Below are 25256 nucleotides of genomic sequence, written 5' to 3'. Positions count from 1 at the left end.
AGTATTGACACATGAGGAATAATCAATGAAGCGCACTCACTTTTTGCAACCGCTCGGCGCATCGTTTGCCGTTGCGACTATCATCGCTTTAACGGGTTGTAATACCGATAAAGAAACCAATCTCCCCCCAAGAGAAGTCGGTACCACAGACGCCAGTGTGCTATTTGCTGACGCCGATACCCTGCTCACCCATCAAACTAACGCCACCTCGCTCACCTTGCATTACTCCGCTGATGGCACGATGCACTATAACCCGGACACACAGCAGGTGGAAAACGCCACCGCGAGTGTCGAATCTACCCTTGCCACGCGCGATCATTGGCAAACATCGTTTCCCCATTTGCAAGGTAACGTCAAAGGGTTCGATTTTGACTTTGTTAGCGCCGATATTGCGCTAAAGCAATGGCTTAAAGGACAGCTTCTCGCTATCGCCAAAGACGGTGATACCGTATTAACCGCAACCGATGTGCAGCCGGCCCGCGCGCTCGATGCCTTGTACGCAGAACACGCCGAAAAACTTAACTTTGGTGCTATCCCTCACGCCGGACACACTGAGTTTCGTCTTTGGGCCCCTACCGCACAGCAAGTTTCGCTGGTGCCCTATCAATCGGCGAGCGAACAAAACGCGCCAAAACAGCGCCAAACGCCCATTAAAATGGACTTCGACGCCGAGTCAGGAAGCTGGCATGTTGCCACCACGGCGCTGAATCATGGCGACTATTACCGTTATCAACTGTCGGTCTATCACCCTGCCACACACCGTGTCGAGCGTCTCGAAGTCACGGATCCTTACTCACATAGCTTGTCGACCAACTCCAGCTATTCACAGGTGGTCGATCTGAATGCGCCCGCGCTTAAACCCAGTGGTTGGGATACGCTGAGAGCGCCTCACTCGCAGCAAAATCCCGCCAACAGCGTGATTTATGAGGCGCACGTGCGTGATTTTTCCGCGCTCGATCTATCCACTCCCCAAAATCTGCGCGGTAAGTACCTTGCTTTTACACAAAACACCACTGAGCCGGTCAAACATTTAAACGCACTTGCGCAATCTGGGGTTACTCACTTGCACCTGCTCCCCGTATTTGATATTGCCTCCATCAACGAAGACGCATCGCAGCGTATCGATGTCACCGACCGCTTCTCCACGCTATGTGACAAAGTCCCCTCACTGAAACAGACCCCAAGGCTGGCCAGTGAGTGCGACAACAATCAAACCATCCAAGCGGCCTTAACGGATTTAGCCACCCAAGACAGTGCTGGCACCCCCTATGTGCAAACGGTAATGGCGGCGATGCGTCAATACGACAGCTTTAACTGGGGTTACGATCCTTTCCATTACACCGTGCCTGAAGGCAGTTATGCCACCGACCCTGAAGGCACCGCGCGTATCCTTGAGTTTCGTAAAATGGTCATGGCCATCAAACAAGATATCGGCATGAATGTGGTGATGGACGTGGTCTACAACCACACCCACCAAGCAGGCTTAGGGCCCTATTCTGTGCTGGATAAAGTCGTGCCTTGGTATTATCAGCGCCTTAACCCCGTCACTGGAGACGTTGAGCAATCCACTTGCTGTTCCAATACCGCGCCTGAGCATCGCATGTTTGCCAAGCTGATCGATGACTCGATTGCCACTTGGGTGAAAGACTACAAAATCGATGCCTTCCGTTGGGACTTGATGGGGCACCATCCGCTGGCCCAGGTCGAGCACACACTTGCCGTTGCCCGCGCCATCAACCCAGATGTGTATTTCTATGGTGAAGGTTGGAACTTCGGTGAAGTCACCAACGATCGGCAGTTTGTCCAAGCCACCCAAGCAAATCTTGCAGGCACCGGTATTGGCTCATTCTCTGACCGACTTCGAGATGCGGTTCGCGGCGGCGGTCCGTTCGATGGCGGCGAGTACCTGCGCAAAAACCAAGGCTTTGGTAATGGTCAATGGGTCGCGCCCAATGATTTGCAACAGCAAAACAGCGGGGAAAGAGCCAATGCCTTGCATAATGCCGATCTAGTTCGTTTGGGTATGGCGGGTAACTTAAAAGATTTTCAGTTACAAATTGCCAATGGTGATGTCGTTCGCGGTGGCGAGGTCGATTACAACGGTCAACCGGCTGGCTACGCGCAAGATGCGTGGGAGATTCAAAACTATGTCTCCAAGCACGACAACCAAACCTTGTGGGATAACAATCAATACAAACTCCCTTACGCCATGCCGCTTGCGACACGCGTCCGCGCCCAAGCCGTGTCACTCTCTACTACTCTGCTGGGACAAGGGGTGCCTTTTATTCACATGGGCAGCGAACTGCTTCGTTCAAAATCCATGCAGCGTGACTCGTACGACTCGGGCGATTGGTATAACCGCGTCGACTTCACCCAACAAACCACGCAGTGGGATCAAGGGCTGCCACGTGAAGATAAAGACGGCTACAACTGGCCAACGATTGAAACCGTGATTGCCAACCACAACAGCGAGGCCAAACCAACACCACAGGCAATCAGCAACATGAACAACTTCTTTAATGAGCTGGTGGCGCTGCGTGCGTCGTCAGGGCTGTTCCACTTAGGCCAAGGCAGCGTGATTAACCAACGTGTCAGTTTTCACAACACGGGCGCCTCACAAATGCCAGGGCTAATTGTGATGCTTATTGATAACAGTGGCAGTCTGCACGACAGCTCGATGGATGCAACGCGTGACGGCATTATCGTCGCGATCAATGCCTCGGGCACGGCGGTCAATGACTTTACCAACATCGACGCCACCGACTATCAGCTTCACAGCTTGCAAACCAATGCGGGCAACCACTCGATAGCGTATAACCAACAGGCCGCTCACGTAACCAACGGCAAACTCACCATCCCCGCATGGTCCGTCGCCGTATTCGAGAAACCTCATCAACCTTAGTCGTATTGGGGGAGTGCTGCTCCCCCGCTCCATTTGCCGCCCGCACATACAGGCTTAACGCCATCATCATCAACTTAGCCTTCCTTTAAAAAGCCGTTAAATACACGAGTTTTCTGCTCCGCGCTCGCGTTATTCATAGTGATATCAGTACTTGAACACGTTTTGACAGTGTTTCCTCGTTTTTTGTATTGCTGTTGGTATAAATGCTGATCGGTTCACTCAACACCGGAGTACAGGATGTGGTACGGTATTCATCTTCAATTGGAACTAAAATCACACTTCACCAGCCGCTAACGATGAAAGTGAGCGGTCAACAAGGAATAAGTTAATGTTAAAAGATTTGGTCGTTGATGGGCGCTATAAAAAAACACTGGATCAGTCGATACACGCCATCATCACTATCGATGAGCAAAATCAAGTTATCTACTTCAACGACGCTGCGGAATCACTGTGGGGTTATCAACGTAATGAAGTAATAGGCAATAACGTGAAAATGCTCGTTCCAAACGAAATGCGTGCCAGTCATGATAGCTTCATTGAACATCATCGTACCACTAACCAAGATCGTATCGTGGGTACATCTCGCGACGTCCAGCTCGAACGAAAAGACGGCTCACGCGTTTGGGTTAATATTTCACTCAACCAGATTAAACATCGGGGCAAGTCCACTTATACTGCATTTGTGCACGATATTTCGTCTCAAAAACAAGCCCAAGAAATAGTCAATCAAACGCTCGACCAAGCATTGGATGCCGTAGTGACCATTGACGGTAACAACATCATTACCTTCGCCAACCGCTCTGCGGAGCGCTTGTGGGGATACACACGCGATGAGATGTTAGGAAATAATGTCAAGATGCTGGTGCCAGAGCAACACCGCCATGAGCACGATGAACTGGTCAATAAAAACCGCCGGACTGGCATCAATAAAATAGTGGGTTCAACGCGAGAAGTGCCTGTAGTACGTAAAAACGGCGAGCACCGTTGGGGCAGCTTTTCTATATCAAAAATAGAACTCGACAACGAAATTCAATACACCGCATTTGTGAAAGACGTGACGGAAGAAGTAGAACGTCGCGAAGAATTCAAAATGCTGTCGATGGTAGCGGATGAGACCGATAACTCAGTCATTATCACCGATGCCAACGGCTATACACGCTATGTAAACCAGGGCTTCGAAAAGCTCACCGGTTACACGATGTCAGACATGCGCGGTAAAAAGCCAGGGACCATGCTGCAAGGGCCAGGCACCGACGCAGAAACGGTGGCAAAAATTTCACAGAAACTAAAAAATCGCGAGCCCTTTTACGACGAACTGCTTAACTATAACAGACAAGGTGAGGCCTATTGGATTTCTGTGTCTATCAATCCGATTTTTGATGATAACGGACAGTTGTCTAGCTTTATTTCTATTCAAGCCGATATCACCGAAGCCAAGCAACGCTCATTGGAAGCAGAGAGACGCTTCGAAGCCATCAGTGTTAGCAACGGGATTATGCAATGGCGGCTTGATGGTAAACCTGATTCGTTTAACTCCTATATGCTCGACCACTTGCGCGCAGAAACAGCATCAAACTCAGAAATTCTGAGTAACAACCTTAAGAATAAGCTCGGAGAGTCAACATTTAATGATGTGCTCTCGGGTAAACAAATAAAAGAAGTACTGCCGTTTACCGCTGCAGACGGAAGTGAACGCCGTTTCGACACTGTCGTCGCCCCCATTTTTGACTCCGAAGGAAACCCTGTTTACCTCGTCTCCTACGGCATTGATGTAACCAATAGAGCGCAAGCCGTCGAAGTAACGGAACAGGAAATGAATAAAGTGGAAACATCCAGTAATGAAATTCAGCAAATCATTGGCGTTATTAATGGGCTCGCGGATCAAACTAACCTTCTCGCGTTAAATGCCGCCATCGAAGCTGCGCGTGCAGGCGAATCAGGCCGAGGGTTTGCCGTCGTTGCAGATGAGGTACGCCAACTGGCTCAGCGCTCGGGAGAATCTGCAGCAGAGATCCGCCGGCTGGTAGACCAAACCAACGAACGCGTTCGCGCACTAGCCGATGCACTGCAAACCCTTAATGAAGAGGGGAGTTAAGTAAGGGAAAAACAGCCAAGTCTATCGCTGCTGATTTATCTCGGTATAATGCGCGTTTCAGCTTTTTTATCGATGAATAGCATTATGATCAAGAACCTGGTTGCAACCTATCTAAAAGGGATGGCAATGGGGGCTGCAGATGTAGTTCCTGGTGTCTCTGGCGGCACCATCGCATTTATTACTGGCATTTACACTCAGCTGTTGGAAAGTATTCGGCGTATTACGCCGCGCCTTTTTACACTGTGGCGCAAGGAGGGCTTCAAGACCGTCTGGCAACATGTTAACGGCACCTTTCTTTGTATACTGTTAGCCGGCATTCTGACCAGCATTGCCAGTTTGGCAAAAGGGATCAGCTGGATGCTCACCCATCACCCCATCCCGCTTTGGTCGTTTTTCTTTGGATTGATCATCGCTTCAGCGTTGCATATTGCCAAACAATTACCCGCGCCTAAGATCAGGGCTAAAACCATCCTAGCAGCACTACTTGGGATCGGGTTTGCCTACTGGATTACCATTGCCAACCCGTTACAGCTTACTGCAAGCCCGTTTACCGTATTCCTTGCTGGCGCGATCGCCGTTTGTGCGATGATCTTGCCGGGGATTTCTGGCAGTTTTATTCTACTGTTGCTGGGCATGTATAGCCCCATTCTTGATGCGGTACATCAAGGTCAATTCGGTTTACTCGGGCTATTTGCGGTGGGTGCGATTTGCGGTCTGTTAACCTTCTCTCATCTTTTATCTTGGCTGTTGCGTCACTATTATGCGCTCTCGCTGGCTTTTCTCACCGGCCTGATGCTGGGGACGCTAGGGAAAATATGGCCTTGGAAACACACGCTCACGTGGCGTACAAATTCATCTGGTGAGCAAGTGCCTCTTATGCAAGATAACCTTCTCCCCGGCGCCTATGAAGCAATCGTGGGACACTCGGCACAAGTTAGCTTGGCCATCGTTGCCATGATAGGTGGCTTTGTGCTGGTATTACTACTGGAGCGTTTCTCGCCTGCTCAGGACTGAATCATGAATACATCACCCTCACAATCACCCGTGAGTCGCCCACTATTTATCACTGTCGGTCTTTTGATGCTGGCAGTGGTTGCTTTTTTTCTTCCCTCTTGGCTATCTGGCTTTTTCTCTACCACCTCGAGTTCAAGTATCGCGCCAGCCGCATACTGCTCGCTCAATCAACAGACGTGCCAATACAAGGACTATCAAGCCAGCTTAGGCAGTCCAATGGTTCATCCACTACATGCCAATACCCTCACGGTAACCGCCCCCCAACCGCTTGCTACGGATACCATGATCGTCAAGCTTAAAGGAGTCGAAATGAATATGGGTGAATATCGGCTTGCGCTCAAAAAAATCGATACACTCACCTATCAAGGCGAGTTGATGCTGCCCGTTTGCACCGAAGACAGCATGACATGGGCAGGAACCATTACCCTGAATGATGACGCAAACAACTCACTCCCCATTAAAGTACGCATGGAGCGACTATGAGTAAGAAAGCTTGGCTTGTCGCCATTATTGCTGTTTGTTTTGGCTTAGGTGCCCGCGCGCTGTTTGATAACTATCAAACCTCACAACAGCAGGCGCAAGCAGGGACATTAGAGTCACAAGGACAACCGTTTGATCTTTACAACAGCGATGACCCACGTCCGCGCATTGTTTATTTTGGTTATACCCATTGCCCTGATGTTTGTCCCACTTCACTCGCCGTATTGTCTGCAGCGTTAAAATCGCTCCCTGAGTCGACACGAAACGCAGTGTCGCCAATCTTTATCACCCTAGACCCAAAGCGTGATACAAGCGAGAAAGCAGCGGAGTATGCCCATTTTTTCCACCCCAGCATAACCGGCGCCAGTGGTTCCGAAGCACAAATCGCACAGCTGGCAAAGCGCTACGGGGTTTTATACCGCATCACCGAGCTGGAAGACTCCGCCATGGACTATGCCGTAGATCACAGCTCCTTTTTTTATTTTCTCTCACCTAATGGTGAGCTGTTAGAAAAAGTCCCCCACACTTTAAACCCTGAGATGCTGGTCGCAGCGATTGAACGGGTCACTGACAAAAACAAGGAACAACAATGACATCATTCAAATCTTTTGTTGCCGCTATCGCCTTTATGGTTGCACCATTCGTACATGCCCATGGTGAGTTTTTTATTCATGATGCCTATGCGCGTGCCACTGCACCTGGCGCACCAAATAGTGCCGCTTTTATGATTATTGATAATCAAAGTGACGTGCTAAAACGGGTAGTGAGCGCGAGCACTCCTGCCGCCAAGCGGGTTGAGCTGCATGAACACGCGATGGTGGATGGCATGATGGAAATGCGACAAATCGCGCAAATCCTGGTGCCTAAAGGTGAACAAGTCACGTTAAAGCCAGGCGGCCTACACGTGATGCTGTTTGATCTTACTCAGCCACTCAAAGTAGGCGAGCACATTTCATTGACATTAAACACCGCGGACGGTCATTCACTGACCAAAAAAATCCCTGTGAAGTCAGTCATGGCGGGAATGAAACACCACAGCAAAGAGATGCACACTAACCACGAATAACCGCTATCTCTATCATTGTTCACCTCGCTAAATGTTAACTGGGTCAAGCAATGCTATTTAAGTAAAGGATTATCCAGCAAAAATGCGTTAGAGGGTCTAAGGTTGACGATAGTCGCGCTCATGCGTGACCCTGACGACGCGATTGCTATGACAAACAACAATAGCGAGGTTATTTATGAAAATCCGTCCAATGGCGCTAGCCGCCATCGCATCGAGCATGTTACTCGTCGGCTGTACCAGCAACACAGCGTTACAACAAAGCGTTGATGATTTATCAGCGAAAGTCGATGCATTGTCCAACGACGTTTCCATGATGAAAAGTGACGTGAGTGATACCAAAGATACCTCTCAAATGGCCTACGACGAAGCCAAACGTGCTAACAAGCGCATCGATAACATGGCGCAATCTTACACGAAATAACGTAGTGCTACCACCAATGACGCATTGAATAAAAAAAAACGGCGCAATCCCTGCGCCGTTTTTTTTATCTCGTTGCCCGCTATCTGCATCAGCGCATTGCACGCATTTTTTCTACCCCAATCACGTCAACGCTTCGTGTCTACATTCAGACGTTCTAAGCGCTGCCAGGCTTGTAGCTGTGCTGGTGTCAACGCTGCTACTTCGATCGGTGTTCCTTCCTGCACGGATAAAGCGGCGCGGTAGCGCCGAGTCGACAGCTCCAATCGCTCCAAAATCGCTAATACCTGAGGATCAGGCTCAATCGCCAAACGTTCTTTGGTCTCACTTGCGTTTTTTGACAAGGGGCGATGCGCCTCAACCATCACGCGTCCATCAGGCTCAACGCTCAACTTCGCCGGCTGATTAATCACCCTCACCGGTGTATGAATGTCTACTTGGTCAAACAGCCATGCCACATCATCAGGGCGAAGCCGGATACAACCCGCACTGACTCGCAGCCCAATGCCAAACGACTTATTCGTACCATGGATTAAATACTCACCGTGGCCATAACCCAGTCTTAAAGCGTGATCGCCCAACGGATTATTAGGACCGGCTGGCACCACATCCGGTAGGGTAATGCCACGCTCCTTTTTATATTCCTCTCGAATGCTTTGTGGTGGCGTCCACGTCGGGTGTTCGCGCTTTTGGCTAATATAGGTACTCATGGTGGGGGTTTCGCGCCCCACTCTACCAATCCCGATGGGAAAGACATGAACATCACGTTGAACGTCCACCTTTTCTCCCTTCGCCTTAGCGTCTGGTTCGGGAAAATAATACAAACGTAATTCAGCAAGATTGATCACAATCCCCGAGTGAGGAGGCGGGGGCAACAAGAGCTGGTTGGGTAAGCGCACCAGAGAACCGGGTTCAGGCAAGTAGGGATCAATCCCTGGGTTGAGCGCTAAAAGCGCGAGAAACCCCATATCATAGTCTTTGGCAATGGCTTCTAAGTGCTCGCCCTCTTTGACGATGTGCGCTTCTGGATAGCCAACAAGTCGACTGCCATCTGTGGGTAACGGGTACTGCGTGGCTAACGCGCCTGGCACATCCAGCGCCCAAAGCATCGCACAGGCTAACCCCAGCCGTGCGACCTTTTCGCTTAACAACGACGGAAGTAGGCTAGAAATAAATCCGCGCTCCTGCGGCGCCTTCAAACTCAATATCGCCTTTCTCCTCCCAATACCACGTCGTGCCCGCCTCGGCGAACAACTCCATATCGCCAGTACCAACCGGAAGCGTCACGCCGAGCCCTGCTCGCGGCCCCCATTGGTGCGTTGAGTCATCCACCCACTGTCCACCAGCGTACACGTACATCGGAGCATATTCCATCCGTCCGAGCCATTCTCCCAAGTTCCACGTGCCATCCACTGCCACTCCAAACTTGTCGATACCCGCATGGATTTTGAACTGATTTTGTTTCACGGTCACACCTGACATTGGCGAGCCAAAGAAAACCCCCGCCGCAAGGCCGTCCGCCGCATAAGAAGAAACAGGTACAGAAGCAGCAATCAGCCAAATTGCCGTACGAAGCAAAACGTTAAAATTCATTGTATTCCGTTGTATCACTGAAACATGCAATGGCAGTGAAGCAATTTTGGTGCCAAGAGAAATGTGATGAAAAATCACGCCATGATGCGTATTTTGTGTTCTGTTTTATCTAAATCGACGGCACATGGGCTCCATTCATCGGCACCTAGCCGAACAGGGTGGCAATAATCTGCCAATACTCGCATGCGTGCTTGTTGCCGATCGTGCCGTTTGCGCGTCCCAAAAGGCCACCGATCATCAGTTTCAAAGCTAAAGCGATGAGAAAGTGCGCACAAAGTAGCGTTTCTCCCTGATTTATTGGGCGATTTAAGTGATATACTGCATACTTTAGGTTGTGCACCTTTAAGAGTGTGCACGACAAGGCAACATCCGCTTTCAAGACGTTTTTGGTAGGAGTAACGGGTTTTTGTTAGATGATCTGATCTCGCTGGCACTGCGCCAGTTTCAGCAAGATTGCGTCAAATTGTGCGAGCATCACTACCCGACGGTTCATAACCGAGGGATGCGTGATCCCCACATGGGCAAAGCACTCGCACGTCGACTCATGCGAGTGCTAGAAGCACACGACAAGCCCACACAGTTTAACCTGCTTGATGATACTCGCCCACATAGCCAAACCGTTTATCAACTACAACTTGATGGCAGCGCGATATACATACTCGCCCACCGACTACTCAGCGGCAATAACGCCTGTCGTGATGCCTTAGTGCGTGACGTTGCTTGGCTATTGAATCATGGCATCACAGACCCTGCCGAGCCTGGGCGCGTGATTGTGGTCAGTGATCACTGGATAGACCGAACCAACGCCAGCAAAGCCATCCCTTCTTGGTGGTTAGGCCATCAACCTATCCATGCTGACGCCTACAGAGCACAAGGTATCCGACTAACCAGTGCGACAACTAGCCTTGCTGAGGCCATCGCACCCTTGGGGTTAACCGAGGGAAGATACCGTATCTTTCACCCTTTGTTTCGCATAAAGGATAGCTTACCGTTGCACAAATACCTTCTACTCACCGCCACGTTCCCGCTCGGTGTTGAAGAGGACAATAACAGTCTTTAATGCGGCTTATGCCACACGGATTTAAAATCAAACCAACCCACAGCATTCGATGCCACATCCTGTAGATCTGGCGTCGCCATGACGCCCATCCAGATATGAAACAACGGCACCATTTGATGGGCCACCAAGTGTCGGGCCAAGTTTTCCGCACAGCCATCATCTTGTGTCTCTCGCCAGCGCTGAGTATAGGCATCAATGGTTTCGAGCATATGGTCAGTACAAGCACTCAAGATAAGATCATGCGTGCCAAGCCAGTTGAATAGCCCCGCCTGACCGCGCTCGCCAAAACTCAATGCCCCCAGCCAAATATCGATTTTACGACCGTGTTGACCGCTAAAGTAATCAGCAGAAGATAGCGCGAGAGTGTTAACTTGAATGCCATCCTCACTTAAGTGTGCCTGCATCGCTTTCGCAATAATCGGATACAAAGGATGCTCAGATAGATAGGCGATCGTCAGTGACGTCGGAGCAGGAGCACTTGGCGCTGCATCTGCCTGCTCATGATGCATCCAACCAGGCATGAGCCCATAAGCGTTAAAAAGCCGGTACTCGCCCATGCCACAATGCGCCAAACGCGGAAGCAGCTGCAAAGATGATAGCTTGGCGTGCAAGTATTCACGCCAAGCCGCCTGTTTTGCCAACCCATTCCGACAATTCAGCAACAGGTAACCCGCCCCCTGATCCATCTCTAGTTTTTGACTAAGCTTGGTTTGGTGGCTTGCTAATCGTTCCGGCGTCAACGAGGTACTCGGGGTTAAATAACACATTGCCGCCTCGTCAAAGACCATAATCTGGATTTCATCGGTCAGCGCGCGATAGCCAAAATACTCATCAAATGCCTCAAGCACTAAGCGATGGGGTTGCTTCTCTGCCACGCGATAAGGGCCCGTGCCTATCGGTTGATCGTCACATTGCTTGCTTTTTTGTCGCTCAGCCGGGCGAACGACTGCTTCAGGCAAGGTAAGCGTATGATCAAACCTCGGGTCAGGAGAGGAAAGGTACACATCAATCATCCTCGGTCCCGGTGACTCGACACGTAAAAGATGAGCAAAGAATCGCCGTGTTGAAAGGTTAGATAAGCTTGCAACCACATCCTGCTCATCCATCAGCCGGCCATCATGAAAGCGAACACCTGGGCGAAGATAAAACCGCCAATGTGTCGGCGACACCGCTTCCCAATGATGGGCTAAATCCGGTGCAACAACCCGCTCACTGTCACCATATCGCACTAAGCCATTGAAAATTTGCCCCACGATATGCTGCTCGGAACGGCGCAAAGGCTTACAAGGGTCGAGGGTTTCAAGCTGGCGGTAATAAGGTAAGCGTACAATTTGCCGCCCGTTTTGCGTACTTGGCCCCATTTGCTTTTGAATTAACGCCGCGAGTTTGGTCGAATCATGATCCAGGCACGCTAGGGCTTGATCCATTTTGCCCTGCACCAACCAATGTGCTGCCTGCTCTTCTCTTAGTGCTATTTCGCTGCGCAAGAACGCAAGGCGTGAGAGCTTCCCTCTCCCCACGGAAGGTTGCCAGGTCAGCCAGCCTTGCTCTTCTAGTTTACTCAGCACCATCCGCGCATTACGCCGCGTACATGCCAAAATGTCAGCGACGGCCTGTAGTGTGGTATCGGTATCGTCGCCGTTAAAGTGATGATAAAGGCGGGTGAACTGTGCGCGAAGTCGCTGACCTGACATAAAAGAGGAACCCAATAATCACAAAAACCAGTGGAAGTATTTCCTATTTTACGCAGAACAAGGCATGACGTCTGCTCATATCTTGATCACTCGCACTCAGGCTGTGATCTCTGGCAGGCATTACAAACCGCCATTCCCCGACAGTGGTTTGTTATTCCAACTGACTCAGTTATGATGCTTCCTCTTTGTCGATAATGAATAGGGTGTTTATGATCGCGCCGGCTGTTATTTCCCATTTTGATATCAAACAACGCTGGATGGCTTGCCACGTAAAAAAAGCGCAATTCCCAACCAAGGAAAGCCTTGCGGGTTTTGATATCTATCATGCCGCTGCTCATCCCCCACAACCTTTTGACAAACCAGACGCACCCACTCATCAGCCACTCACTCTCTATTGGGTCGACAATCACCCACTGATGATTCAGTATGCCAAGCTTCAGGCTCAACAGTGGCCAGAGTCAGATCGTGCTAATATGCTGGCCTATTTCGCGCAACTAGCCCTTGAAGATGGCGTTGAAATTGCGGATGCCACTGTGTCTCTATGTATCGGTACTCTAAATGGGGAAACCTGCGCCGCTGCTATGCGGGTCGATACAGTGTTAGACGGTCAAACGGTCAGCGGTATTTATGATCTGATTGCCCCCAGCGACGACGCCCGCGCACAACTTCTACGCGCAATGATGGAGGCGACTAACGACAACCGCCAATGGGTAATTGCCGGATAACCCTGACGCTCAAGCGACCTTACAACGCTCATCATTCAAGGAGTACTTCACGGGAAAGAGGGTGTTATGTTTGGGAGAAGAAAGCGGGATTTTTTGTGGGCACTTCTGAGTTTAGAAGTGCCATCTGTGAAGGTCCTAGACAGACGTGTGTTGTGTTCCTCATCAATATAGAAAGATATAGATTACTAATAGTAGGCGTTGTTTCCTAAATCATTGAACTTATCATCCGAGCCGCGATCAGATCATCAAAGCCTCAAAACAGGTCTCAGATGATGAGCAAAGCCAAGTACAAAATCAGCAATTGGAAGCAATACAATCAAGCATTGATTAACCGTGGTTCGATTACCTTTTGGGTTGATGACGCCGCTATCCAGACTTGGCACTGCAAAGAGCATCATGGCAAACGAGGCAGAGGCTTTACGTTTACCGATGGTGCCATTGAAACAGCGCTGATGGTTAAAGGTATTTTCAAGCTCCCTCTTCGCGCCCTGCAAGGCTTTCTCGACTCGATATTTGGTCTGATGGACGTACCGCTCAAATAGCCGTCATACAGTTGTATCAGTAAACGGGCGAAGACGGTTGAGGTTAACTACCGGTTACCCAGTCGTGGGCCCGTTGCGCACGTCGTCATTGATGCCACCGGTTTAAAAGTGTTCGGCGAGGGGGAATGGAAAATGCGCAAGCATGGCAAGGAAAAACGCCGTGTTTGGCGCAAGCTGCATCTCGCGATTGACGACAGTACACATGAAGTGATTTCTGCCGTCGTTAGCTTAGCGTCTGTTGGTGACAATGAAGCCTTGCCGACGCTGCTCAACCCGTTACGCCGAAAAATTGCCCAAGTCAGTGCTGACGGCGCTTACGATACGAAAGACTGTCATCAGGTGCTCAAGAAAAAAGGCATCAAACCGACCATCCCACCGCGCAGCAATGCGGGTTATTGGGAGGACGGTCACCCTCGCAATGCAGCCGTCAGCGCCTTAAAGTCAGGTAACTTGGCAAACTGGAAACGAGAAGAAGGTTATCACCAACGCTCTCTGTCAGAAACAGGCATGTCTCGATACAAAACGTTAATCAGCCCTCAGCTGATACTACGTGATTACGATGCACAAGTTGGCGAAGCATTGGCCAACGTGAAAGCAATAAACAAAGTCATAAGACTTGGTATGCCTGTTAGTTACCGAGTTGATTGATGGGAGTAATCCCATTGGGATCAGTGCGTTAGATGAATGATTTGATCAACAACGCCCTAATAGTATGGAAAGCTTTTATTTTTATCGGTACAGTAACTATATTAAACACCATACTTGCCATCATCGTTGGAGTGGCTTTAGCTATCGCTATTTTACTTTTTAGTAAAAAACTTTTTTCTATAGCCATTGAACGATGATGGTAATGCGGTATCTGAAAACGTAGTAAGTTTGTTTATGTCAAACGATAATGATAGCAAAGATTGTCCTGTGAGACCTCGTAATCTTTCCAACTCTTTAAAGCGGTCTTTTTTCAAATATACATTCATTTCATCGATTGATTCTGGTTGATTTGGATTGATATCAAAATGGATATGTGCAAAAACATTGAAACTCAAAATCTGTTCGAGCACCTCATCCTCAACTCTATAAGTCCAGATCGCATCTTCTTCTCCAATAAATTGGTAGTTGATATCTCGTTCAGGAGCGTATCGAGCTGACTCTAAGAGCAAAGTAATACACTCAAGCTTTCGTTCTAATCTATGCTTTCGAAAAATATGTTGATTTGTATTGTAGTAGTCATTCAGTTTTACCAGTTGGTTGAAGTGAGCAGACAATTCTGAGTATTTTATTTGGGGTGCTTGTTTTGGTGGTGTTCCCCCATATTTGTTATCAGGTTGCAGATATGTGTTTAGGAAAAAACTTATTGAGTCATCAGCTTCAACTAACATCTTACGGAAATTTAGTAGTTGTTCAGCCTCATACTTTATAAAGCTATCGTTGAGCCATTGTTTTTTCTGATTTTTTGCTGAAATAACAGTAAAAGCAATCGCTGCTGTTGATGTTAGCGCTGCAAAAATACTTGCTAAATCACCAACGGACATATCAGGATATCGATGTAAAGTGATCATTATTATCAAATAAGTAGTAATAACAATACTAACAAGCAACCCTTTATTTTTTTCGAACATTCTACTCTCTATTGCTAATCTTTGGATTCTGTGAATCAATCATGGTTTTATCTACACATTACTTGCATTACAAAAAGTAAGTCAAATGGATCTTTCGTGAATTTAGTATTCAATCATCCAAACTCACACAGGGAAAAGGGAAATCTAAGCAACCGAGAGAGCTTTCTTCTCGTCACCAGCGCGAGATGAGGGAAAAACAGTCAGACGGATGGCCTGACTGTTTGAGTCGGGGCAGGTTATATCCGCTTTAAAGGCTTAACGACGCTTTCTAAGCCTTCAACTTTTAATGCTAAGCACAATTGCATCAGCTCCCCTAACTCGCCTTTCGGAAACTCGGCTTTGTTTTGAAACCACAACAGATATTCTTCAGGCAGATCAATCAATACACGGCCTGCGTACTTGCCAAACGGCATGGGCATGTTGGCCAGTTTAATCAGTTGCGCTTTGTCCATGAAGCATACCTTGTCGATTACGCCGTGGCTTGTTGGGTGTTCTCACGCTGCTGAGCAATCATCTCAAGCAACATGGTTTCACGGACCAGCGATTGGCCTGCTTTCTCACTGTTTGCCATCACCGCTTTGTTATGCGCAATTGCATGGTCAAGGCTCACCCACACAGGCCGCATACCGTTATGGATCTCGTAGTGCTCGAACGTGGGAGTGCCAAGTTCTCGATCGACTTGGCAATAGAAGCAGTAAGAAAACATATGCATCACATCGGCACCATCTCGATACCAGGGGCGGTACTCTTCAAAACACCCAAACGGGCGAATATCTCGAATATGTTGCGCGCCTGTTTCTTCTTCTAACTCACGGATCATGGCTTGCTCTGGGGTTTCCCCCTCATCCATACCGCCACCTGGGAGCGAATAATCATCATAACGTGCGGTATACATCAGCAAAATCTCATCGCCATCTAACGCGATGGCTCGCGCAGCATTTCGCTTGATAATGGCTTTACCTGCCAGCGGTAGTACCCGCTCATCCGTATGTTTGGCTATGATTTGCATAGTAACTCGCGTCATTAAAAAAGGCGCACAAGCATATCACACATAACGCATCACAAAGCGGATGATTTCTGCGCGCACAAAAACTTAATTTTATCCGCGTTTTGAATAACGTTAGTGCGCTATTTGAGTAATACTGATGCTGTGATGCAAGTCAGGATAATGTTGCAGAAAGGACAATCTAGGATGTTGCAAAAAATTGACATACAGCAGCTAACCCTTGGTATGTATGTTGAACGAATCGAAACTGAACATTCCCGAACACGCATAGCAAAGCCTGGCTATGTTCGCCGTCCTGAGACTATCCAAAAACTAAAACAAAGTGGCGTTAACTATGTCTGGATAGATGCTGATCAGATCCTAGATATCAATGAAATCCAGTACAAAGGCGCACTCTATCAAGGTAAGTATGCTTCAACCGGCGCGGATATTGACAAAGCACGTGCGCTCATCGATTCGTCGAAGCAACAACTGAGTCGCTTGTTAAATGACATTTATGCCAATAAAGCCATTGATGTTACGCCCCTTGAGGCATTGGGCAGTGACATTGTCGACAACATTTTTGAGCGTCAGCACGCCATTGCCTGGATCAGCGGCATTCGGGATAAAAGTGCCTACCTGATGGAGCACTCGCTCAACGTGGCCTTTTTGTTGGTGAGTTTTGGCAGGCATCTAGGGTTTGATCATGCTACTTTGCAAGAGCTTGCCGTCGGTGGGCTAGTGCATGATATTGGTAAAGTGCTGATTACCGATGAAGTGCTCAATAAACCAGGAAAACTCACCGCTGAAGAATTCGACCACATGAAACTCCATCAAGTGTTTTCTCAACCGGTCTTAGACAGTATCCCAGATCTCTCACAAATCGCCCGCGATGTGAGTTTGATGCATCACGAGAAACTGGACGGCAATGGTTATCCAAACGGGCTAAAAGGAGAACAGTTACACACCATTGGCCGTATGAGTGGCATTGTCGATATTTATGATGCATTGACAGCTGACCGCTGTTACAAGCGGGCGATGTCGCCGTCTGAAGCTTTTAAAATCATGATGGGACTCACGCCGTTTCATTTGGATCCCACTTTATTGCGCGCCTTTATTCAATGTATTGGCTTTTATCCTGTTGGGTCTCTCGTGGAATTGGCAGATGGACGCGCGGGCCTTGTGTGCCAAGAAAACCTTGAAGACCTGACCCGCCCTGTGGTCAAGTTGTTCTATTCGGTTCGGAGTCAGCGGTTTCGTGAAGTGGAATATGTTGATCTCGATAAGCGCCATGATTTGCGTATCGCCCGTGCCACCAGCGAAATGGCACTCGATATTCGTGTTGATGCCTTTCGTTAATCCTGTGACGACGCGAGGGCTTTTGCGTATACTGCCCTCCCTCAGTGACAATGCCTTTTAGGAAAGAGAGAGAAAAATGAGAGTTTGCGCGATTGATTTAAAAGCGAATGAAGCGAACCTAGTCTTGCTAGATAGTGACAACGATTTGTTTTCGGTACCGGAGTGTCGAGCCAAGAAAATCACGCTACCCTCGCCAGAAGCACAAGAGAGCATTCAACATTTCCATCGCACCATGAGCAAGCTCATCGAAGACTATCAAGTGGATAAAATCGTTATCCGTGAGCGCCAGACTAAAGGCAAATTTGCAGGTAGTAGTGCCGGCTTTAAAATGGAGGCCGCGCTGCAGCTCATCGAAGGCGTTGACGCCGAAGTTTTCTCCTCCAGCGTGATGAAACAAACGCTAAAACGTCACCCTGTCGACGTAAATTTAAAGGAACTAGGCTTAAAGCAGTTTCAGGAAAACGCCTTTCTTACCGCTTGCGCCTATTGCAATAAAGACAAGAAATAGTAATAAATACAAAAATAACGCGTAGAAACGGAGGTACCATGAGCAAAAAAATCTACTCCTCCCCGCTAGGGCCATTGACACTACTGGCCAATAGCCAGGGATTAACGGCTCTGTACCTCCCTAATCGCGCACCGAGTCACATTGATCACGTCAGTTCGCAAGAAAGCGCCACTATTCTCGAGCTGGCCTGCCAGCAACTGGATGAGTACTTTGCGGGTACGCGACAGACATTCTCGGTGCCACTTGCACCGCGGGGCACGGCCTTTCAACAGCGTGTATGGCAGGCACTGCAATCCATTCCCTTTGGCGAAACGGCTAGCTATCAAGCGATTTCTCATCTTATTGGTAACCCAAAAGCCAACCAAGCCGTGGGCAGTGCCAATGGCAAAAATCCAATTTCGATTATTGTCCCCTGTCACCGGATTATTGGTCGCCAAGGACAACTAGTCGGCTATGGAGGTGGTTTACCCGCCAAACGCACCTTGCTGACGTGGGAGGCCACAGGCAAGTGGCCCGACTATGTTTCAACCGAACTGACCGGCGCCGATCCAGCACTGCCTTAGCATCCGCTCACGCGGCAAGCGGTTTAACCAGCCGTTCTGGGGTCAGGTGAAAGCCACAATGTATGTAGAAGCTTTGTGCGTCATCTTTTTGGTAGCTTGGAACCACTTCAATGTGATCACACCCTTTTGCCAACAGCGCCTGCTCGGCAGCAATAAGTAGTTGACGTCCCAAGGTCATATCGCGGAACGGTTCGTCAACAATAATGGTACTAATGCGCCCCATGTGGCCTGACAGTCCCAGCTGTGGGATCACTTGACAGACCACCACTCCCGCCACCAAGCCACAAAGCTCGGCCACATTCACTGACACCAAATCCTGATTAAGTAAGTGCTTGATGTGCGCATGCATCTGACGTTTGTCTATCGCCTCTGACTGGCAAAGCGCGCAGAGTTGGCTAATAGTATCGATATCTCTATCAGTGGCTTTTCTTATCATTATCGTCTTCCTTGTTTGGGTTATCCCCACCCGCAGACTGCTGGCTCAATCTACCGGTGAGGCGTTATACGTCATTATCTTGCAAAAAGCGCGCGGGTATTGGTGACTAACGCTGAGCGGTTTGCGTCCCCGTCATACGGCTTACCGTCACACGACGGTCAAAGAAAAAGCCCTCATTGCCGGCTTGGTTGTCCAGTGGCTGACTGTCCCCATACGCCACCGTATTGAGCTGACGCGGATCAACCCCCACCGATACCAGATAATCTTTTACTGCCTGTACACGACGTTCCGACAGCGCTTGGTTGTAGCCTTGACGGCCTCTTGGGTCGGCATAGCCTGCGAGTTGCCATTGAGCGTTTGGCATTTGTTGAATAAACCCGGCGAGTTCGTCAAGCTGAATCATAAAGTGCGGCTCGATATCAGCTGAACTTGTGCGAAACTGGATGTTCATCGCCAAGGCAAGATCATCTACCTGATTCTGCGCACTGCGCAAACGCGCCAGCTCGAGCTGCGCTTCATTGTATTTTTGGCTAATACGACTCAGTGATTGATTCTCATCTCGGATCGTTTGAATCGTATCACCCTGCTCGTTGGCCAAGTCTTCATAGCTGGCATTCTGCCCCATCACGGTACCAATAATGGCCCCTGCAACCGCGCCGACGGGGCCTGCCACCACCGCCCCTGCGATAGCGCCGCTTCCCATCCCAATGAGTTCGGGTTGCTTATTACGTTCAACCTCACTCGCGGCTAACCCTTGCGGCGTAGCAACCGCATACATGGAAACGGCAAATACAGAGTGAGTCAGTAATTTTTTAATATCCATTTTATCCTCGCTTACGATCAATAATGCCTGGTGGCGATGAGGCTATTAAAGCAAGGTCTTCGGGCATTTTGCGGGAGTAAAAATGGCAATCTGGCGACCAATAATGGCAAAAAAATGGCAATTTACGTTTCATGCGAGAAGAGGGTTTTCTCTCCACACAGTTTGGGTATAGTCATCACAACGCAAGTAATAAGACAGAGTTATGAAACACATCGCGATAGTGGAAGATGATGCGGCGATCCGAGAGAACTACGCCGATGTTATTCGCCGCCAAGGCTACCAAGTTCACACCTACCAAGATCGACCATCCGCCCAAGACGCATTTGAGTTGCGGTTGCCCGATTTGGCGATCATCGATATTGGGCTAGGCAGTGAAATTGATGGAGGGTTTGCCCTTTGCCAATCGTTACGCGCATTATCAGCGACCGTGCCGATCATTTTCCTCACCGCTCGCGACAGTGATATAGATACAGTCGTCGGCTTGCGGATGGGCGCGGATGACTACCTCACCAAGGATGTGTCTTTGCCGCATTTGATGGCACGCATTGCCGCCTTGTTCCGTCGCTCAGACTTATTGGCACAAAGCCCATCTAAAGAAGATAAGCGCCTCCATTGCGGGCCGCTTGACCTTGACCTCGATCGAATGCGCGTCTATTGGCACGATAAGCTTATTGATCTGACTGTGACCGAGTTTTGGATGGTACATGCGCTGGTTAAACGCCCGGGCCACGTAAAAAGTCGGCAGGCACTCATGGATGAAGCACACGCGGTGGTGGATGACAGCACTATCACCTCACACATTAAGCGTATTCGCAAAAAGTTTATGGTCGTTGATAGCCAATTTGACTGTATTAGTACAGTTTATGGCATGGGGTATCGCTGGGACGAGGCATCTGCATGATCGCGAGATTACGCCCATTTGCGCGTCGGGTATGGCAACACCTGGCTGGGATCCGCACCAAAATAGTGGTGCTATCGAGCTTTTTGCTGCTGCTGCCCTACCTGGGGTATCAATATGTGTGGGAGATGGAAACCGTACTACGACAAGGGCAAGAGCAAACCTTGATGGGCACCGCACGCGCCTTTGCCATGGGAATGAATGACCGGCCAGCGCTCTTTGCTTACCGTCAAACGCCCTCACGGTTAGACCCAGGAAAAGATCTGCACGCATTTCGCCTCAATCACCCGATAACCTTGGATGGCGACTTGAGCGACTGGCACCCAGATCGCCACCATCAACGTTTCTACCAGCGTGATGGCCTGATTTTTAATCAAGGCCCCTACCATAGCGACCAACTAGCATTGTCAGTGCTCACCGGCAGCAATACCCACTCCGTCTATTTTGGTATCAATGTCACCGATGCTACCCCCACACCGGTCCAGAAAAAGGGGGATATAACCAGTCAAGATCACTTGATTATCGCACTCACATCCCCCCAAGGGGCGTTTTATCGCGTCGCGATAAGCCAAGCCCGCAATAGCGACAATGCCCACATTACTCATCTCGCCAACGGGCTGCCCGAGCAGGCTGATGAGACCACGATAGAAGGCCCCGCTCAGCCGTTACCCATTGCGGCAAAATGGCAAGCGACAGATGAGGGCTACAGCATTGAAGTGAAACTCCCAGCAACATGGGTGGGTCAGCAATTAGCCCTTGCCTATTATGATCGCGGCAATGCTTTCGAGCGGCCACTTAACGCCATCATTGGTAGTGCTTCAACGCGCTCTCCCACCACTCTGGGCAGCTTTATGATGCCCTCGGCCGCTATCCAATCTCTGGTGGAGCGAATGAATAACGATGCCTCACGGGTTTGGGTCGTCGACAAGCACAGTCGCGTGCTCGCCAAAGACGGTGATATTCAAACCTCCAATGGCGTTTGGCAACCTCAGTCGCCTTCACACCAGCCAGAGGGTTTGATCCCCTGGATAACCGAGACACTGCTACGCCCTTGGTATGATCGCTTACTCGTGACACCACCCGATCACTTCATCGACGCCATGCAGCAAGCCTCTATTTACCAGGGCGTGCAGGCACAGCAAGCGTTGCAAGGGCGGCCTTATGCAGGTTGGCGCAGCTCGGACGATAACCAAGCGATGATCTTATCGGCCGCCTATCCTATCTGGCTCGACGACCGTGTCGCCGGTGCAGTGATCGTCGAAGAGACCACCAACGGCATTCGCAGCTTACGCAATGAGGCATTAGAAACTTTATTTTCCGTCATGCTGGCGGTTATCTGTACCGGCGTGCTGTTGCTGCTGTTATTTGGCTCCCATATTGCCAAGCGTTTACGCCGCCTTCAGCACGAGGCCGATCATGCTATCGATAGCCAAGGCCGGGTCACCGGGCACATAACCACCACGCATAGCCATGATGAGATTGGCCGACTGTCACGCACTATGGCCGACATGGTTAATCGAATTGCTGGCTATAACCACTACTTGGAAGCCATGAGCTCACGGTTATCCCACGAGCTACGCACGCCGATTGCCGTGGTTCGCTCCTCGCTCGAGAATATGGCCTATACGCAGGACAACCCAGAGCAATTAACCTACATTAATCGCGCGCAAGATGGGGTTCATCGCCTCGCGGGGATTTTGTCGACACTAACCGAAGCCACGCGCCTGGAGCAGAGCTTTGATAACGCTGACAAGGAAACGGTTAATCTCAATGCCTTGCTAGAAGGTTGTACCCAAGGCTACCAATGCGCATACCCTGACAAGGCGTTCACCTTACGGCTGCCCGATCATACTGTAGAAGTGTTGGGGGCTCCCGACTACCTTGCGCAGTTGCTGGACAAGCTTGTGTCCAACGCCGTGGAATTTGATGATGGGACAGCGCCTATCTCACTGACCCTGTCACAAGATGCCCATCAGTCAGCCATGACAGTCAGCAACTGCGGCCCTTTACTTCCCGAGCACATGCGTGACCAGTTATTCAGTTCAATGGTCAGCGTTCGCCCGGACGGTCATGGCAGCGATAAACCGCATCTCGGCCTTGGCTTGTATATTGCGCGACTGATTGCCGATTTTCACCAAGCGACACTGATAGCTGAGAATCGGCCGCAACAAGATGGCGTGACACTGTCACTAATGTGGTCAAATAGCCAGGTGCTCACACGATGATTGATCTCAACCACATTGGCCCCAATACTGATTAGTGGTGCCCCGGATTGGTAAGGGGCCGCTTTTTTACGGGGTCACACTTAGTGTGACGCCCCCTAGCAAGGAGCCAACATGATTGAATTTTATTCTGCCGCGACACCTAACGGTCAGAAAGTCGCCATTGCTTTAGAAGAAATGGGTCTGGATTATCAACTATACAGCGTTGATTTAATGGCCAATGAGCAAAAACAGCCCGACTTTTTAGCCATTAACCCCAACGGCCGCATTCCCGCGATTGTCGATAAAGCCAATGGTGACTTTCCGGTGTTTGAGTCAGGCGCCATTTTGTTGTATCTCGCGGAAAAAACGGGGCAATTCTTACCCAGCGATCCCAAGGCGCGCTCACAAGCGATTCAATGGCTGATGTTTCAAATGGGGGGTGTTGGGCCAATGATGGGGCAAGCCAATGTCTTCTATCGGTATTTTCCTGAGAAGATCCCCGCCGCCATTGAGCGCTACCAAAAAGAAGGGCGCCGTCTGCTAGAAGTGGTGGATGAACAGCTGCAAAAACACCCTTATCTAGCCGGCGACAGCTACACCATCGCCGATATGGCGACCTGGCCATGGGCTAGAATCCATGAATGGAGCGGTGTCGATGTTACCGGACTAGACGCGTTACAAGCCTGGCTAGACAAGCTCGCCGCACGCCCTGCATGTCAAAAGGCACTACTCACCCCTGCGCCCAACGAGGCAACAGACGACGAACGTGCCAAACAAGTACGCGGCATGGTGACGCGATAGCACAATCGCTATACTAGCGCGTCGGACAGGCAGTGTATTAGCTGCCTGTCTACTGTTTAGTCGTTTTGAGGAGGTCGCGTGTTAACACCTTGCATTGGTCATTGTCGACGTGAAGACGATATTTGCGTCGGCTGCAAACGTACGCTTGATGAAATTGTCCGCTGGGGAAAAATGACCGACAACGAGCGCGAAACGATTATGTTAGAGTTAGCAAATCGGCCTGACCCTTGCCCTACTGAGCCTCCTCGCCGCTCACGAAACCCGTTCAAGCGTGGCATTAGATGAAGGTGCCAACGGTTTGCGGTATTCAATGATCACCGTGCTTCCTTCATAATGCACGGCTTCAATCGCCCCATCGACAATCACTTTACTGGTGACGAGCACGTCTTGATCAACCTGTTCACGATCGCGCAAGCTCGGTATGACCTTGTTCGGCTCCACCCCCATTGCTTGGCAAAACGCAAACACAAACCGACTATCGAGCACGGCGTCACCATGAATACACCGAGAGAAGCTAAGGTGACTGATCTCAAGCTTTTTTGCCATTTCTATCTGGGTAATCCGAGCTTTAGCTTTATAAGACATCCATGTTTCGTACAAAGCCTGTCTGTCTTGGTCATTAAAGGTCATCACGGTTTCCACTGGCTATCGTTTAAAAGCATCCAGCCTAGCAACCCTGTTACCTATAATGTCAGCACGGGGTAAACGGCGAGTAAATCTTGCTGGAATCGTGCGGCTCGGTTAGGATCCGAGAGCCCTGATCAGATAAGAGATGTGCTATGGACGTCAACTTGGCGAATCTACCTGCCGACGAGAAACAAAAAATTGAACTCGATAAGCAAGCTGCCTACGCTGTATGGAAGGTAGTGAATAACCAAGCGCCACAAAGCCTTTACCAGCAAGAAGCCAGTGCCCTAGTCGACTGGCAACGCGAGGTGTACCTCGCCAGTGTAGAGAAATACCGTGCGCAACCTGACGCTTTTATCATCCCTGAGGCCGCTCCCTCCGAATAAGGTTTCACCAGCACCCTCGCACTGGTGCTGGAACCTGTCAGTCAGCATACGCCACACGGTTTTTATCGCTGAGCGCATCGTACCATGATTTCATGCGTCTCAACGCCTTGCCGCTGTTTGGTTTTATTTCACTCACTAGTGATAAGTACTTAAAATAAAGCGCTTAGATAAGTGGACGTCTTACACGCGCGTTTAAAACCCAAGCACCTGTCTTTCTTTCCTAACAATTCTTTCAATAAAAATGCGCCAAATTGTTATACATTTTTCATCTTCCCACCTAGCAAAAAACGCACTCCCCCTCTATTGTTATTCTTATCAAGAAGTCTTTATTATTTGGCATAAAAGCTATATCTACACTAATTTCAAATAAACGTTGGCTGGGTGACTCCTCGGTGGGCAACACAAAAAACCGCACAAAAAAGCGGACAACATACGCTCACCAAGCACAGGAAGCACCCTTA

At 49.6% G+C, this 25256-nt stretch carries 26 protein-coding genes and 1 pseudogene; 18 read left to right on the top strand and 9 right to left on the bottom strand.

The genetic code is table 11. The annotated features are described in order from the left end of the window. Window positions 1-25: 25 nt before the first annotated feature. From pulA to BZG74_RS12135, 7 genes are all read left to right on the top strand, one after another. A complete protein-coding gene (gene pulA / locus BZG74_RS12165) occupies window positions 26-2902 on the top strand; it encodes a pullulanase-type alpha-1,6-glucosidase (RefSeq protein WP_077772841.1) in 2877 nt (958 codons plus the stop codon). 328 nt (window positions 2903-3230) lie between these two features. After that, entirely contained in the window at window positions 3231-4997 is a 1767-nt protein-coding gene (locus tag BZG74_RS15940) for a PAS domain S-box protein (RefSeq protein WP_077772840.1), read from the top strand. Between the two features lie 84 nt (window positions 4998-5081). Next, window positions 5082-6011: a DUF368 domain-containing protein gene (locus BZG74_RS12155; protein ID WP_077772839.1), complete on the top strand. Its 930-nt coding sequence runs from the start codon at window positions 5082-5084 to the stop codon at window positions 6009-6011. 3 nt (window positions 6012-6014) lie between these two features. Continuing rightward, a complete protein-coding gene (locus BZG74_RS12150) occupies window positions 6015-6494 on the top strand; it encodes a hypothetical protein (protein WP_077772838.1) in 480 nt (159 codons plus the stop codon). Next, on the top strand, window positions 6491-7084 hold the full coding sequence (locus BZG74_RS12145) for an SCO family protein (protein WP_077772837.1): 594 nt from the start codon (window positions 6491-6493) through the stop codon (window positions 7082-7084). The genes BZG74_RS12150 and BZG74_RS12145 overlap by 4 nt, the downstream gene beginning before the upstream one ends. Then, entirely contained in the window at window positions 7081-7557 is a 477-nt protein-coding gene (locus tag BZG74_RS12140) for a copper chaperone PCu(A)C (RefSeq protein ID WP_077772836.1), read from the top strand. Before BZG74_RS12145 ends, BZG74_RS12140 begins: the two co-directional genes overlap by 4 nt. Window positions 7558-7732: 175 nt before the next feature. Further along, window positions 7733-7978 carry an Lpp/OprI family alanine-zipper lipoprotein gene (locus tag BZG74_RS12135; RefSeq protein WP_077772835.1) on the top strand — a complete coding sequence of 82 codons (246 nt, stop codon included), beginning with the start codon at window positions 7733-7735 and terminating at the stop codon, window positions 7976-7978. Window positions 7979-8103: 125 nt separating this feature from the next. On the opposite strand, the gene BZG74_RS12130 is transcribed toward BZG74_RS12135, so the two are convergent. Both BZG74_RS12130 and BZG74_RS12125 read right to left on the bottom strand, forming a co-directional pair. Next, on the bottom strand, window positions 8104-9084 hold the full coding sequence (locus BZG74_RS12130) for a L,D-transpeptidase family protein (RefSeq protein ID WP_077772851.1): 981 nt from the start codon (window positions 9082-9084) through the stop codon (window positions 8104-8106). Window positions 9085-9139: 55 nt separating this feature from the next. Beyond that, complete coding sequence (locus tag BZG74_RS12125; RefSeq protein ID WP_077772834.1) at window positions 9140-9568, bottom strand: hypothetical protein; 429 nt, start codon at window positions 9566-9568, stop codon at window positions 9140-9142. A gap of 406 nt (window positions 9569-9974) precedes the next feature. On the opposite strand from BZG74_RS12125, the gene BZG74_RS12120 reads away from it, so the two are divergent. Next, window positions 9975-10628 (top strand): hypothetical protein, encoded by a 654-nt coding sequence (locus BZG74_RS12120; RefSeq protein ID WP_077772833.1) that lies wholly within the window; start codon window positions 9975-9977, stop codon window positions 10626-10628. On the opposite strand, the gene BZG74_RS12115 is transcribed toward BZG74_RS12120, so the two are convergent. Further along, window positions 10625-12322 carry an SgrR family transcriptional regulator gene (locus BZG74_RS12115; RefSeq protein WP_077772832.1) on the bottom strand — a complete coding sequence of 566 codons (1698 nt, stop codon included), beginning with the start codon at window positions 12320-12322 and terminating at the stop codon, window positions 10625-10627. The two genes, BZG74_RS12120 and BZG74_RS12115, sit on opposite strands and share 4 nt — an antisense overlap. 209 nt (window positions 12323-12531) lie before the next feature. Here BZG74_RS12115 and BZG74_RS12110 point away from each other — a divergent pair, with 209 nt between their 5' ends. Both BZG74_RS12110 and BZG74_RS12105 read left to right on the top strand, forming a co-directional pair. After that, window positions 12532-13047 carry a hypothetical protein gene (locus BZG74_RS12110; protein ID WP_077772831.1) on the top strand — a complete coding sequence of 172 codons (516 nt, stop codon included), beginning with the start codon at window positions 12532-12534 and terminating at the stop codon, window positions 13045-13047. Between the two features lie 272 nt (window positions 13048-13319). Then, window positions 13320-14237: pseudogene (locus BZG74_RS12105) on the top strand (IS5 family transposase). Window positions 14238-14389: 152 nt separating this feature from the next. Here the strand turns inward: BZG74_RS12105 and BZG74_RS12100 are convergent. From BZG74_RS12100 to BZG74_RS12090, 3 genes are all read right to left on the bottom strand, one after another. Further along, window positions 14390-15205, bottom strand: coding sequence for a hypothetical protein (locus BZG74_RS12100; protein ID WP_077772830.1), 816 nt, complete (start codon window positions 15203-15205; stop codon window positions 14390-14392). Window positions 15206-15441: 236 nt separating this feature from the next. After that, window positions 15442-15657 carry a DUF3820 family protein gene (locus tag BZG74_RS12095; protein ID WP_077772829.1) on the bottom strand — a complete coding sequence of 72 codons (216 nt, stop codon included), beginning with the start codon at window positions 15655-15657 and terminating at the stop codon, window positions 15442-15444. 17 nt (window positions 15658-15674) lie between these two features. After that, entirely contained in the window at window positions 15675-16214 is a 540-nt protein-coding gene (locus tag BZG74_RS12090) for an NUDIX hydrolase (protein ID WP_077772828.1), read from the bottom strand. A 183-nt stretch (window positions 16215-16397) separates the two neighbouring features. Between BZG74_RS12090 and BZG74_RS12085 the strand changes: the two genes are divergently transcribed. The 3 genes from BZG74_RS12085 (at window position 16398) to BZG74_RS12075 (ending at window position 18620) form a co-directional block, all read left to right on the top strand. Then, a complete protein-coding gene (locus BZG74_RS12085) occupies window positions 16398-17549 on the top strand; it encodes an HD-GYP domain-containing protein (protein WP_077772827.1) in 1152 nt (383 codons plus the stop codon). Window positions 17550-17625: 76 nt separating this feature from the next. Further along, window positions 17626-18057, top strand: a complete 432-nt coding sequence (locus BZG74_RS12080) for a DUF3010 family protein (RefSeq protein ID WP_077772826.1) — start codon at window positions 17626-17628, stop codon at window positions 18055-18057. A 38-nt stretch (window positions 18058-18095) separates the two neighbouring features. Beyond that, window positions 18096-18620 (top strand): methylated-DNA--[protein]-cysteine S-methyltransferase, encoded by a 525-nt coding sequence (locus tag BZG74_RS12075; RefSeq protein ID WP_077772825.1) that lies wholly within the window; start codon window positions 18096-18098, stop codon window positions 18618-18620. A 7-nt stretch (window positions 18621-18627) separates the two neighbouring features. On the opposite strand, the gene BZG74_RS12070 is transcribed toward BZG74_RS12075, so the two are convergent. Beyond that, window positions 18628-19056: a GNAT family N-acetyltransferase gene (locus BZG74_RS12070; RefSeq protein ID WP_077772824.1), complete on the bottom strand. Its 429-nt coding sequence runs from the start codon at window positions 19054-19056 to the stop codon at window positions 18628-18630. A 106-nt stretch (window positions 19057-19162) separates the two neighbouring features. Further along, on the bottom strand, window positions 19163-19879 hold the full coding sequence (gene pdsO / locus BZG74_RS12065; RefSeq protein WP_077772823.1) for a sortase-associated OmpA-like protein PdsO: 717 nt from the start codon (window positions 19877-19879) through the stop codon (window positions 19163-19165). 202 nt (window positions 19880-20081) lie between these two features. Between pdsO and pdsR the strand changes: the two genes are divergently transcribed. The 4 genes from pdsR to BZG74_RS12045 all read left to right on the top strand — a co-directional run bounded on the left by pdsR (window position 20082) and on the right by BZG74_RS12045 (window position 24067). After that, complete coding sequence (gene pdsR, locus BZG74_RS12060) at window positions 20082-20780, top strand: proteobacterial dedicated sortase system response regulator (RefSeq protein ID WP_077772822.1); 699 nt, start codon at window positions 20082-20084, stop codon at window positions 20778-20780. Next, window positions 20777-23002, top strand: coding sequence for a proteobacterial dedicated sortase system histidine kinase (gene pdsS, locus BZG74_RS12055; RefSeq protein ID WP_077772821.1), 2226 nt, complete (start codon window positions 20777-20779; stop codon window positions 23000-23002). The genes pdsR and pdsS overlap by 4 nt, the downstream gene beginning before the upstream one ends. A 111-nt stretch (window positions 23003-23113) precedes the next feature. Continuing rightward, window positions 23114-23782, top strand: coding sequence for a glutathione S-transferase family protein (locus BZG74_RS12050; protein ID WP_077772820.1), 669 nt, complete (start codon window positions 23114-23116; stop codon window positions 23780-23782). 78 nt (window positions 23783-23860) lie between these two features. Further along, on the top strand, window positions 23861-24067 hold the full coding sequence (locus BZG74_RS12045; protein WP_077772819.1) for a DUF1289 domain-containing protein: 207 nt from the start codon (window positions 23861-23863) through the stop codon (window positions 24065-24067). Here the strand turns inward: BZG74_RS12045 and BZG74_RS12040 are convergent. Continuing rightward, window positions 24035-24412 carry a hypothetical protein gene (locus BZG74_RS12040; RefSeq protein ID WP_077772850.1) on the bottom strand — a complete coding sequence of 126 codons (378 nt, stop codon included), beginning with the start codon at window positions 24410-24412 and terminating at the stop codon, window positions 24035-24037. The genes BZG74_RS12045 and BZG74_RS12040 overlap by 33 nt on opposite strands. Window positions 24413-24561: 149 nt before the next feature. Between BZG74_RS12040 and BZG74_RS12035 the strand changes: the two genes are divergently transcribed. After that, complete coding sequence (locus BZG74_RS12035) at window positions 24562-24795, top strand: DUF3283 family protein (protein WP_077772818.1); 234 nt, start codon at window positions 24562-24564, stop codon at window positions 24793-24795. Window positions 24796-25256: the final 461 nt, after the last annotated feature.

Origin of the sequence: Salinivibrio sharmensis (assembly GCF_001995985.1) — a bacterium.
Lineage (GTDB): Bacteria > Pseudomonadota > Gammaproteobacteria > Enterobacterales > Vibrionaceae > Salinivibrio > Salinivibrio sharmensis.
Note: the sequence above shows the minus strand (reverse complement) of the source record. Positions and strands in the feature narration are given on the sequence as shown.